The sequence below is a fragment of the Veillonellales bacterium genome, assembly GCA_039680175.1.
Classification (GTDB): Bacteria; Bacillota; Negativicutes; order JAAYSF01; family JAAYSF01; genus JBDKTO01.
On record JBDKTO010000119.1, the window covers coordinates 12,537 to 24,801 of the forward strand.

Here is a 12,265-nt window from a genome sequence, read left to right on the forward strand (position 1 = left end):
CGGACTTTTTGCGACATAAGCAAAATCGTATAATTTCTGAAAAGACAGGCGATACTAATCACGATTTTCCATTATTACGAGGTGACCATGGCGTATGTGATAGCCTGCCTGATGGCGGCGCTGAGCTTTTTATTAAACCGCAGGCTGCTTCATTCTATTGGCAGTGTGACAGTAATCAGCTGTAGTCCGGTTCTCGAAGAAAGCGCTAAAACATTGCTGCCTTTTTATTTGGGGGCCGATATTCTAGCAACCCATGTATTGTTTGGGATACTGGAAGCCGGTTATGACTGGTATACCCGCGGCACTGCCGGTGCAGCAGCGCCTCTCTTCAGTATTTTGGGACATAGTTTATTTGGCGTAATTACCATAGGGTGTCTGTTTGTCAGCAGCAGCGTCTGGCTGGGGCTTAGCGGTGGCCTTTTAACGCATTTGCTATGGAATGTTACTGTGATTCGCTTGTTTTCAGGAGGGAAAAGATGAAAATACATTATACCTGTGAATGTTGCGGCGCTCCGATTGACACGTTGGAAGTCGAACGGGTGGATGAGGCAAGGCTGGGATTTGACTGCTTGACGGGAGAGGAACGCCGGGATATAATTAAAATTGATTCTTTAACCAATACAATATATGTACAGTCTCTGTGCGATGCGTGCATTGAAGAATTAGGTCTTACAGAGGAACCGGTATCCAATTATAAGGGAACCAATCTTCTGCATTAGGGAAACGTATATATCAGGGCTTTAGCAACGGCTAAAGCCCCTTTTGTCATTACTATGGGTAGATGGGGTGCTTTATGAATCAATTGTTTGAAGCTATGCGGTCCGATCCGGGAATCGCCAAAGCTTTACATTATTGCGCTGCGCAAAAAAAGCAAAGCTGGATTTACGGTGTGACATCGTCGCAAAAGAGTGTATTATTGGCGGCTGCCTTTCAATTTAGCCCTCGTCCGACGGTAATTATCACCGGCGGGCAGGAGAATTTGGAACAATTGCGGGGGGATTTAGCAACATTGCTGCCGGAAATTCCGGTCCTCGATTTTCCGGCTGTGGATATCGTTACTTTTACGGCTGTAGCAAAAAGTGTCGAATTGGCGGCCCAACGGATGGATGTACTGGGGCGAATGGCACGGGGGGAACAAATTGTCGTTTTAGCCACGGCAGAGGCAGCTATCCAGAAAGCTCTACCCAGGGAGGAATTTGAACGAAGCCGGATATCACTTCATGCGGCAGGCATGTTGGAACGGGAGCAACTGCTGGCAGCATTGACGTCTTTTGGCTACGAACGGGTGGACCAGGTGGACGGACTGGGACAATTCAGTGTCAGGGGAGGTATTATCGATATATACCCGGTGAACCGGCAGCAGCCGCTGCGGTTGGAGCTGTTTGGTGATGCTATCGACTCTTTGCGGGAATTTGATGCTGCTACCCAGCGCTCTCTGGCGAATGTGAACCAAGCGGATATTCTTCCTTTAACCGAACCGGAACACAGCGGCAAGCCGGCCGTGTTTTTGTCTTACCTGCCGGTTGATTCGGTTGTGATTCTGGATGAGCCCAGCCGGATTCGGGAGCAAATCAGCAAATTGGGAAAAGAAAATCCGGAGATAAAAAAACGGACTTTTGCCTGGTCGGAACTTGCCTCGGCGGCTCAGCTCGTAAATACAATCTATTTGTCGTTGATGCTCCAGAAGATACCCTGCACTCAGCCGGAAGAAATTATCAGCATTACAGCCAAAGGAATTGCCCCCTTTCATAAGCAGATGGAGCTGTTGGAAAGCGAGCTGAAAGTCTGGCAAGAACGATGTTATGCCATATTGATTTTATCCTCCAGCCGGGAACGGGCGGAGCTGCTGCAGCACAGTTTGAATGAACAGGGCCTGCCGGCTGTTTTCGGTGAGACAATGGCGTCGCTTCAGCCAGGGAATGTGCTGATTACGGTAGGTACTTTGACGGCTGGCTTTGAACTTCCCCATGCTCATCTGGCTGTGGTTGCCGAGCGGGATATTTTCGGCCGGCAGAAGAAGCGGCCTCGTCCCCGGGCTGCTAAGGGACAGCAGATCGCTTATTTCCGCGATATCAATATCGGTGATTATGTGGTTCATGTAAACCACGGTATTGGTAAATACGTGGGCGTGGAAACTTTGGATGTGGGCGGAGTACATAAAGACTATCTGCATATCCGTTATGCCGGTGAGGATAAATTGTATGTGCCTACCGACCAGGTGCATTTGCTGCAGAAATATATCGGTGCCGAAGGGGAGGTCCCCCGTCTCCACAAAATGGGCGGTGTGGAATGGCTTAAGGCGAAAACCAGAGCAAAAACAGCAGTGGCCGATATGGCCAAGGAACTGCTGGATATATATGCCAAGCGGCAGATAACGGTCGGCTATGCTTTTGAGCCGGATACTCCCTGGCAGAAAGAATTCGAAGAAGCCTTTCCTTATCAGGAGACGCCGGATCAGCTGGCGGCGGTGGCGGAAATCAAGGCCGATATGGAACAATCAAGACCCATGGACCGTCTGCTGTGCGGTGATGTTGGCTTCGGGAAAACGGAAGTCGCCATTCGGGCGGCATTTAAAGCAGTCATGAACGGCAAGCAGGTGGCTGTACTGGTGCCGACGACGGTATTGGCCCAGCAGCATTATCAGACTTTTAGTTCCCGTTTTGCCGGCTTTGGCCCGGTAGTGGACATGGTAAGCCGCTTTCGCAGTCCGAAAGAGCAGCGGGTTACTCTGGCTAAAGTGGCCAGGGGCCAGATAGATGTATTAATCGGTACTCACCGTATCCTGCAGTCCGATGTGGTATTCAAGGATATTGGTTTATTAATTGTGGATGAGGAGCAGCGGTTCGGCGTAGGACAAAAGGAAAAAATCAAAAAAATGAGCGCCGGGATTGACGTATTGACCTTGAGTGCCACTCCCATTCCCCGGACACTCCATATGTCCTTAGTCGGCGCACGGGATATGAGCATTATTGAAACGCCGCCGGAGGAGCGGTTCCCGGTACAAACGTATGTAGTGGAATACCAGGATGAAATTATCCGGGATGCGATTAAGCGGGAACTGAAACGGGGCGGGCAAGTATATTTTGTGTACAACCGGGTACAGACTATTGATAAAGTACACCGTCAGCTGGCTGAAATGCTGCCGGATGCCAAGATTCAGACCAGCCACGGGCAGATGCCGGAAGAACTGCTGGAGCAGGTTATGCTGGATTTTTACGAGGGTCATGATGATGTACTGGTTTGCACCAGTATTATTGAGAATGGGCTGGATGTACCGAATGCCAACACCATCATTATTTACGACTCCGACCGGTTTGGCCTGTCGCAGCTGTATCAGATGCGGGGCAGGGTGGGACGGTCGCACCGGATGGCCTTTGCCTATTTTACCTATCGGCGGGACAAAGTCCTGACCGAAGTGGCGGAAAAACGGCTGCAGGCTATTAAGGAATTTGCCGAATTGGGATCAGGCTTTAAAATCGCCATGCGGGATCTGGAGCTCCGCGGAGCCGGAAATTTATTGGGGGCTCAGCAGCATGGCCATATTGTCAGCGTGGGGTTTGAAATGTATTGCCGCCTGCTGGATGAAGCGGTGCAGGAATTGAAGACCGGCAAGATTGTCGAGCCGGCTGCCGAACCGGTATTGGAATTTGATGTGGAAGCATACTTAAGCGGCGACTATATTAGCGATGCCATGCATAAAATTGAAATATATCAGCGGATCGCCGCTATTCGCAGCGAGCAGCATATTCAGGAATTGCTGGATGAATTGATTGACCGGTTTGGTGAACCCAGTGAACCGGTATTAAACCTGCTGTCGGTGGCCAGGATCAAGAATCTGGCCCGTGAGTTGGGTGCCCGTTCGATTATTCAGAAAACCGGCGTGGTGGAGATCCTTTTCGGCGACCAGCCCAATGTGACTGTAGAGAATATCATGAGGCTGAAAAAAATCTTTCCCACTCGGATTTTAATCCTGCCCGGACCGCCGGAGAGGATCAATGTCCGAACAACTAAAATATCGGGAAAATCCCTGCTGAAATGGCTGTCCGGCTTATTGGCGGTGCTGCTTGGCAGGGAAGAGAAATAGGCAAAGACCGGTGAAAATTTTTGGATAATTAATCTTTTTTCAAATGACGGTAATGATGAATAAAAATGTTAGCGGGGATATATACTATCACTGAAATCAAATGTCAAAAGTTGTAGAAAAGGGGGGATACTGGTGAAAGCGACTGGAATAGTCAGAAGAATTGATGATTTAGGCAGAGTAGTTATACCGAAGGAAATTCGAAGAACATTACGGATTCGCGAAGGTGATCCATTAGAGATATATGTTGACCGCGAAGGCGAGGTGATTTTAAAAAAATACTCCCCGGTAGGCGAGCTGGGCGACTTTGCCAAAGAGTATGCCGACTCGCTTTATGAAGCAATTAATCAGATTATCTTAATTGCTGACCGGGATAATGTGGTCGCTGTCGCTGGTGCGGCAAAGAAAGAATTTTTAAATAAACCAATTGGCCAGTTACTGGAAAAAGTCATGGATGATCGTAAGGCTGTTTTGATCAACAATCCTGGTGAATATAAGCATGGCAAGGCTTGTCCCATTGACAGCGACGACGAAGAAGAGGGCTGCAAGTTTACGGCTGAGGTGATTGCCCCGATTATTGTTGAAGGCGATGCCATCGGCGCAGTGGTAATCTGTTCCAAGCAGCCGGGAGTTCAAATGGGCGATATGGAAACAAAATTAGCGGAAACCGCCGCCGGGTTTCTTGCCAAGCAAATGTCCCAATAAGGTACTTCCTGTTTGGGAATATTTAAGTAGCGAACAGTGTTCGCTACTTTTCTATATGTGCACTTTCTAGTAAAAGTAAGCGATATTTTTCCTATAAAACGGTTTTATCAGCCGGTATATTTTGTTATAATAAATAATGCCTTGTAATAAGGTTTTTTTGTTGGTTTTGGGTGATATTGGGGAGAGGAAGGACTTAGGTGAGTAAAGATACATTTCTAAAGGGCGCACTGATTCTCACAGCGGCCGGTATTATTGTAAAAGTGATCGGAGCGGTAAACCGTATTTTGCTGTCTCGTTTGCTGGGCGGTGAGGGAATCGGCCTGTATCAGATGGCTTATCCGATCTATCTGCTGGCACTGAGTATTTCCTCGGCAGGTATTCCGGTGGCAATTTCGATTATTGTTGCGGAAAAAATTGCCTTATCCGACTTTCGCGGCGCCAGCCGCGTGTTTCGTATTTCCCTTGGGGTATTGGCAGTAACCGGCGTTGTGTTCACCGTTCTATTGTATTTTGCCGCCGACTGGCTGACGGCCAACCATTATGTACGGGATGCAAGGGCTTATTATGCCATCGCCGCTCTGGCTCCGGCTATCTTTTTCGTTACCGTTTTGTCAAGCTACCGGGGTTATTTTCAAGGATTGCAGATGATGACGCCCACGGCCGTTTCCCAGATATGTGAGCAGTTTGTCCGGGTTGTGACCATGATTGCCCTGGCCTATATGCTGCTGCCCAAAGGATTGGAATATGCGGCAGCCGGAGCCAGTTTCGGCGCAGGACCGGGGGCGGCAGTCGGCCTTCTCGTCCTGATTTATTATTACTGGCGGCAGCGCAAAAAATTTCAGCATAAAATGGATACTCAGCCGGTGATGAAGCAGGAATCCGGGGTCAGCATTATCAGCCGGATTGTGAAGCTGGCCCTGCCGGTGTCATTAGCCAATATCATGCTGCCGGTGGTCTCCAATATTGACCTGCTAATCGTCCCGGCCCGGCTGGAAGTCGCCGGGTTCACGGTGGAACAAGCCACTGAATTATTTGGCTATTTGACCGGTATGGCTGTGGCCCTGATTAATTTACCGACTATTTTAACGGCCTCATTGGCTGCCAGTCTGGTGCCGGCCATCTCAGAAGCTTTTACGCTGCAAAACCGGCAGCGAATCTTTCGACGGACTAGTATGGCCATGCGGATCGCCAATTTAATTACTATTCCCAGTTTTGTCGGCATGTGTCTGCTGGCGACGCCGATCTCCCAGATGCTGTACGGAACTCCCAATGCCGGCACTTCCATTGCCATTCTTTCCGCCGGAATTGTCCTGCTGGGGATTCAGCAGGTAACTACCGGCGTACTCCAGGGGTTGGGTCATACGGCGATTCCTCTGGTGAATATGGTGATTTCAGCCCTTGTAAAAGTCGTGATGAGCTGGACGCTTACGGCCATACCCGCCTGGGGTATTAAGGGAGCTGCCTGGGCAACCAACGCGGATTTCGGTGTGGCGGCTTTGCTGAACATGTATTTTGTTTACCGGTATGTGGGTTTCAGCCTGAATGTAAAAGATACGGGGAAAGCCATTTTGTCCGCCGTTGTTATGGGCGCTGTTGTGCTGCTTACTTATGACGGGATTATGCTGAAGACATTTCATAATACGATTGCTACTTTGCTGGCAATTGGTGTCGGCGGCCTGGTATATGGCGCTGTTTTACTGCTGCTGGGGGGGGTACAGGAACGGGATGTGGAGCGCGTTCCCCGGATTGGCCCGCAAATGGTGAACCTGTTAACAAAACTGAAACTGCTGCGGAAATAATAAGTACCGTAGCCGGCAGGTTGACGCGGTTAATGTTCTGCCGGTACCGGGGATTCGAGGGATGAAGCTATGGGAGAAATTATAATTGCCGGGTTAGGCCCCGGACCTTTTGGTTTAATTACAGTGGAAACATTGGAAGTGATGAAGAATGCCGGGATGCTGCTGCTCCGGACAGCTAAGCACCCGGCTGTCAGCGAAATAACGGTCCGGAATATTTCCTTTATTAGTTACGATTTTTTGAACGATGGGGATCCCAAAGCGGATCAAAAAATTGCCGAAGACTGCATATCCCGTGCTGCCGGGGGAGGATCGGTGGTTTATGCCGTACCCGGCAGTCCTCTGGCCGGGGGAGAAACCGTGGCTTTTATCCGGCAGCTGGCGGAAGAAAAAAAGATCCCGCTTCGTATTCTGCCGGCTGTGAATACGTTGGACATGCCTGCTGAGCAGCCTCAGTTCACGTTGGAGCCGCTGGTGGATGTTATGACCCGTCTGCGTTCTCCCGGCGGCTGTGTATGGGACAGGGAGCAGAATCACAGCAGCTTGCGGCGGTATATTGTGGAAGAGGTCTATGAAGTACTGGAGGCTATTGACCTGAAGGCCGGAGATAAGCTGTGCGAAGAATTAGGGGATTTACTGCTGCAAATTGTGTTTCATGCCCGGGTGGCAGAAGAATGCGGTGAATTTACCATGCAGGATGTAGTGAATGAGGTAACGCAGAAACTGATTCGCCGTCATCCTCATGTATTTGGCGATATTACGGTGCGCGATGCGGCGGAAGTATTGGTCAACTGGGAGCAGATTAAAAAGCGGGAAAAAGGGAATGCGGACCGCAAGTCGGTACTGGACGGTATTTCTCCGGGACTGCCCGCTTTAATGCGGGCTTACAAACTCCAGAATAAGGCAGCGAAAGTCGGGTTTGACTGGGATGATATTGAACCTGTCTGGGGTAAAATAGAAGAAGAGCTGCGCGAACTTAAAACAGCGGTTCAGGATAAGGATAAGACCGCCGCTGAGGGGGAGTTGGGCGATGTGCTGTTTTCGATGGCCAATCTGGCCCGCTTCCTTGGCCTGGAGCCGGAGGTAGCCCTTAACGTAACCAACAACAAGTTCGTCAGCCGGTTTACGTATATAGAAAAACAGGTGCAGTCTCAAGGGCTTTCCTGGGATAAACTCAGCCTGGCAGATTTGGATATTTTATGGGAACAGGCAAAATTACGGGAAAATGTAAAAAAAAGCAGTGATTTTCGGTAAATTTTTTACTGACAGACAGGAATAAAAACATGAATAGCGAATAATGCTATTCGTAATGATTTTGATGAGGGGGCTAAATTTGTGAATAAGACTGAATTAGTAGCTAGTGTTGCAGAAAAAGCCGGGATAACCAAAAAAGATGCAGAAAAAGCCATTAATGCTTTGTTCAGCAGCGTTGAAGAAGCGTTGGCTCAGGATGATAAAGTGCAGATCATCGGCTTTGGAACCTTCGAAGTGAAATCCCGGGAAGAAAGAAAAGGTCGCAATCCACAAACTGGTGCCGAGATTACCATTCCGGCATCGAAAACTCCAGTATTTAAAGCTGGCAAGGGCCTCAAGGATATTGTAAATAAATAAAAAACCGAGAAACCAGGTCAGCGAGCCTGGTTTTTCTATACGCTTTATTAGGGGGAGCAGTGACAAGCATGACAGGAAATGTGCTCATTGTTGACGATGAAAATTCTATCCGGGAATTGATTAAATTTAATCTGCAAAAAGAGGGATTCACAGTCAGCGAGGCAGATAATGGCCGCAGCGCTGTACAAATGGTCAAACAGGATAAACCGGATTTAATGGTGTTGGATTTGATGCTGCCGGAAATTGACGGCTTGGAAGTATGCCGTATCCTGAAAAATCAACCAGCAACATCCGGTATTCCCATTATCATGCTGACCGCCAAAGCCGATGAAATTGATAAAATTATCGGCTTGGAGCTGGGGGCGGATGATTACATGACCAAGCCATTTAGTCCCAGGGAACTATTGGCACGGGTAAAAGCCGTTCTGCGGCGAAGCCAAAAAGATTTACCTCCGGCAGCAGGCGAGCTGGTTCTCGGTGCCTTAAGACTCAATTTTAGCCGTTATGAGGCTTATTTGGGTAAGGATAAGCTGGAGCTTACACCGAAGGAATACGAATTATTAAAACTGTTTACCACCAATACCGGCAGGGCATTTACCCGGGAACAGCTGCTGGAGAAGGTATGGGGCTATGAATATTATGGGGATACCCGTACCGTGGATGTTCATGTTCGTCATCTCCGCGCCAAACTCGGCGACGGGACAGAATTGGCTGAGGCGATTGAAACCGTTCGCGGCGTAGGTTACCGGCTGCGTGAAATTTAATATTTTATCATGCTGGATTGGCTTCTTAAGAACTGAAAAATTTTCACTGTCCGGTTAGTTAGGTAAAAGGATTAATTTTTTGATTCTAACTTTGAGCTGATATGGAGTTGACAAAATATGCAGGCAAAGAAAAGAGGAGAATAAAAGTGTACTTAAATGGCGACAAGGCGATTCCACTATATTATCAATTAAAAGAAATCATTCGGGATAAGATCGAGAGGGGTATATGGGCGGTTGGTGATCAAATTTCTAATGAAATGGAATTAGTTAATGAATATAAAGTAAGCCGGGCCACTGTGCGTCAAGCGATATTGGACTTAGTCCGGGAAGGTATTTTAATACGGAAAAAGGGAAAGGGGACATTTGTTGCCAGGCCTAAGCTTGCCGGAGATTTGACTATAAATTTTTATTATCCCGAAGAGTTTGGCACTAAGCATGTGCCTATGAGTAAAAGTATAATAGAGGCTCCGGCCTGGGTTGCGAATCAGTTGCAGGTAGAAGCTGGGGAAAAAGTTTATGAAATTATTCGCGTAAGGCTATTTAATGAGGAACCAGCTGCGGTGGAAACTTTGTATTTACCAGCAGATATCTTCCCGAATTTCCTAGAAACAGAGTTAGATGAACGTATATTTGATTTACTTGCCGAACATTTTGGAATAAGAATCTCAAAGTTTACTACCTATGTCGAACCCGTTCTATTAAATTCTTATGAGGCATCACTGTTACAGGTAAGTCAGGACCAGCCGGCATTAAAAATTACAAAGGTTGGATTAAATCAGCAAAGAAAACCGTTTGTATTGGCGATGAGCGTTTTTCGCGGTGATCGGTATAAGCTTTCATTTCAGCCACGATGAATTAGTGTAGAATTATATGTATACATTATTCATGGAAATGTAGTTGACAGGTAAAAAATGAGTTGATAAAATTAAGTCAACATATATGTACGGACATACGAACATATAAACATAATAATATACGTATATATACACATTGAGTTTGAAAAATATCATGGTATTCGTATGCAGCATTTTATTTACTATTATTTGCTGAAGTGAGGGCACTATGTTCATCTGTGAAGTAGTTGGTATAATCGCTTTTGCAGTAGCGGGATCTCTTATAGGTGTACAAAAGAATCTGGATATTTTTGGCGTAATTATATTAGCGATAACGACTGCGGTTGGCGGCGGGATTTTTCGCGATATTATGTTAGGCAACACGCCGCCGATGATTTTTAAAAATCCCAATTATCTATTTTTAAGTATAATATCCGCTATACCGGTATGTTTAATTTATAAGAAAATCAGCAAATATAATACGGTTATTAATGTATTTGACGCCATTGGCCTCGGTGCTTTTGCGGCATCAGGATCCAATATGGCTCTCCAGTATGATGGTAATACGCTGTTAATGATAATTACGATAGCGGTAATTACAGGAGTTGGCGGTGGCGCGATACGCGATGTTATGGTCAAGGAAATACCATTTATATTTTGTAAGGAAATTTATGCATTAGCGGTTATTATTGGTGCTTTTAGTTTTTATTTAACATATCCATATTTACCACAACCTCTACCCATGTATGTATGTTTTTTTGTAACAACAACCGTGCGATTAGTGAGCATTAAGTACAATTTAAATTTACCACCTGTTTCAAAGCAAATAGACGGAATTAATATTTGGGAAAAAATGAAAAATCAGTTTTGCTTAAAGCATTGATTTGTCATTTTTAAATATCATGAGGAGATTGATAATATGAGAGAGAGAATTAAAGAACAACCAGCACCAGAAGTAATTGAGTATTTATTTAAACCAGGCATTAGTAATGACATGACAAGATCGTATTCCACTATTTTGGCAATCAATGAAGCACATGTCATAATGCTTATGGAAGAAGGAATTATTAGCAGAGATGCCTGTACAAAAATACTAGCTGTATCAAAAGAGATGGACTTAGCTGGCAAGCCGACCTTTGAAATAAATTATGACCTTGAAGATTTATATTTCAATATGGAAGCGCATCTTATCAAAAAAGTCGGGTTGGATGTTGGTGGACAACAACACACTGGCCGTAGCCGCAATGACATGCTTGCTACTATTATCAGAATGGATAGCAGAGATTACTTTTTAAAACTTTGTGGCATGTTTAATGAATTACGTGAAGCGTTGCTTGCCTTTGCACAGAAAAACTCGGATGTTGTTATGTCCGGGTACACACATTTGCAGCCGTCCGAACCAATTACTATGGGACATTATTTTGCAGCTATACTACACGCGTTGGATCGCGATTATCAACGTATTATAAATGCTTATAGCAGATTAAATATCTGTCCGCTTGGCTCTTGTGCAATGGCATCGACTTCTTTTAAGATTAACCGCGATACAACATCTAAACTATTAGGCTTTGATGATTATATGGGTAATTCGTTAGATGGAGTTGCATCCCGTGATTATGTAATGGAAATTGAAGCAGCTTTTGGTATAATGATGAACAATCTTAGCCGTATGGCGCATGATTTGTATATATGGGCTACGCCGGAATATGGCTATATAGAAGTCGGTGGTTCAGTAGCTGTATGCAGTAGCATTATGCCGCAGAAAAAGAACCCTATGACGTTAGAACATATAAAAGCAAAAGCCGCTCATTTGGAAGGATTTTTCGTTTCAGCCTATAGTGCCTTAAAAAACACTCCTTTTACTCATGCTAGAGATATTAGTTGTGAATCTGTTAGTTATTACTATAGCGCTCTAAAAGAAGTAGAAGCGGCTGTCCGACTTGCCGCCGTAACCATAAAAACGATTAAGGTTAATAAAGAATTAATGCTTGAGCGGGCTAAAAACAACTTTTGTACAGTGACAGAGCTTGCTAATTATTTAGTTAGATATGAAAAAATTTCTTTTAGAGAAGCACATGAAATTGTTGCAGGGCTAGTTGCATATATGATTGAAAATAAAAAATCCTCCGAGGATATTGATAAAGAAGTTTTAGCCAAGCTTGCGTTGAAAACTTTTGGCCAAAAAATTACTTTGACGAATGAGCAAATTGCAAACGCGTTAAACCCAACATTAAATGTTAATTCTAAAGATGCCGCTGGTGGACCGGCCCTCAAAGAAGTTAAAAAACAACTACATAAGCTGTCAATATTATTAGATCGGGATAAAAAGGAATTAGCGGAACGAGTTGAAAAAGTCGATTTGGCAAAAGCAGCACTACAAGCGAAAGTAGATAGTATTTTAGATAACTAAAAAAGAGTTAAAATAAAGGTTTGGCATATAATTTGGTTGCAAATTGACTTTAAAAAATTATGTGC

General features: G+C 45.6%; 11 protein-coding genes. All 11 read left to right on the forward strand.

What is annotated here, in order from left to right; all coding sequences use genetic code 11:
• Window positions 1–87 precede the first annotated feature (87 nt).
• The 11 genes from ABFC84_19070 to argH all read left to right on the forward strand — a co-directional run bounded on the left by ABFC84_19070 (window position 88) and on the right by argH (window position 12,200).
• Window positions 88–480 carry a hypothetical protein gene (locus ABFC84_19070; GenBank protein MEN6414846.1) on the forward strand — a complete coding sequence of 131 codons (393 nt, stop codon included), beginning with the start codon at window positions 88–90 and terminating at the stop codon, window positions 478–480.
• Entirely contained in the window at window positions 477–719 is a 243-nt protein-coding gene (locus tag ABFC84_19075) for an anti-sigma-F factor Fin (protein MEN6414847.1), read from the forward strand. Before ABFC84_19070 ends, ABFC84_19075 begins: the two co-directional genes overlap by 4 nt.
• A 74-nt stretch (window positions 720–793) precedes the next feature.
• The gene (gene mfd, locus ABFC84_19080) at window positions 794–4,084 is read left to right on the forward strand and encodes a transcription-repair coupling factor (GenBank protein ID MEN6414848.1); all 3,291 of its coding nucleotides are present in this window, start codon (window positions 794–796) and stop codon (window positions 4,082–4,084) included.
• 132 nt (window positions 4,085–4,216) lie between these two features.
• Window positions 4,217–4,786, forward strand: a complete 570-nt coding sequence (gene spoVT / locus ABFC84_19085) for a stage V sporulation protein T (protein MEN6414849.1) — start codon at window positions 4,217–4,219, stop codon at window positions 4,784–4,786.
• A gap of 197 nt (window positions 4,787–4,983) precedes the next feature.
• Window positions 4,984–6,585: a polysaccharide biosynthesis protein gene (locus ABFC84_19090; GenBank protein ID MEN6414850.1), complete on the forward strand. Its 1,602-nt coding sequence runs from the start codon at window positions 4,984–4,986 to the stop codon at window positions 6,583–6,585.
• A gap of 69 nt (window positions 6,586–6,654) precedes the next feature.
• The gene (gene mazG, locus ABFC84_19095; GenBank protein ID MEN6414851.1) at window positions 6,655–7,836 is read left to right on the forward strand and encodes a nucleoside triphosphate pyrophosphohydrolase; all 1,182 of its coding nucleotides are present in this window, start codon (window positions 6,655–6,657) and stop codon (window positions 7,834–7,836) included.
• A gap of 81 nt (window positions 7,837–7,917) precedes the next feature.
• Entirely contained in the window at window positions 7,918–8,193 is a 276-nt protein-coding gene (locus tag ABFC84_19100) for an HU family DNA-binding protein (GenBank protein MEN6414852.1), read from the forward strand.
• A gap of 68 nt (window positions 8,194–8,261) precedes the next feature.
• Entirely contained in the window at window positions 8,262–8,957 is a 696-nt protein-coding gene (locus ABFC84_19105; GenBank protein ID MEN6414853.1) for a response regulator transcription factor, read from the forward strand.
• 101 nt (window positions 8,958–9,058) lie between these two features.
• Entirely contained in the window at window positions 9,059–9,811 is a 753-nt protein-coding gene (locus ABFC84_19110; GenBank protein MEN6414854.1) for a GntR family transcriptional regulator, read from the forward strand.
• A 208-nt stretch (window positions 9,812–10,019) separates the two neighbouring features.
• Window positions 10,020–10,673, forward strand: a complete 654-nt coding sequence (locus ABFC84_19115) for a trimeric intracellular cation channel family protein (protein ID MEN6414855.1) — start codon at window positions 10,020–10,022, stop codon at window positions 10,671–10,673.
• A 36-nt stretch (window positions 10,674–10,709) separates the two neighbouring features.
• The gene (argH, locus tag ABFC84_19120; protein ID MEN6414856.1) at window positions 10,710–12,200 is read left to right on the forward strand and encodes an argininosuccinate lyase; all 1,491 of its coding nucleotides are present in this window, start codon (window positions 10,710–10,712) and stop codon (window positions 12,198–12,200) included.
• Window positions 12,201–12,265 lie beyond the last annotated feature (65 nt).

What these genes read in the sequence shown, in the direction of transcription:
- ABFC84_19075 (MEN6414847.1), top strand. Translation starts at nt 477, where the DNA reads ATGAAAATACATTATACCTGTGAATGTTGCGGCGCTCCGATTGACACG.
- ABFC84_19115 (MEN6414855.1), top strand. Translation starts at nt 10,020, where the DNA reads ATGTTCATCTGTGAAGTAGTTGGTATAATCGCTTTTGCAGTAGCGGGA.
- mfd (MEN6414848.1), top strand. Translation starts at nt 794, where the DNA reads ATGAATCAATTGTTTGAAGCTATGCGGTCCGATCCGGGAATCGCCAAA.
- argH (MEN6414856.1), top strand. Translation starts at nt 10,710, where the DNA reads ATGAGAGAGAGAATTAAAGAACAACCAGCACCAGAAGTAATTGAGTAT.
- ABFC84_19070 (MEN6414846.1), top strand. Translation starts at nt 88, where the DNA reads ATGGCGTATGTGATAGCCTGCCTGATGGCGGCGCTGAGCTTTTTATTA.
- mazG (MEN6414851.1), top strand. Translation starts at nt 6,655, where the DNA reads ATGGGAGAAATTATAATTGCCGGGTTAGGCCCCGGACCTTTTGGTTTA.
- ABFC84_19110 (MEN6414854.1), top strand. Translation starts at nt 9,059, where the DNA reads ATGGAGTTGACAAAATATGCAGGCAAAGAAAAGAGGAGAATAAAAGTG.
- ABFC84_19105 (MEN6414853.1), top strand. Translation starts at nt 8,262, where the DNA reads ATGACAGGAAATGTGCTCATTGTTGACGATGAAAATTCTATCCGGGAA.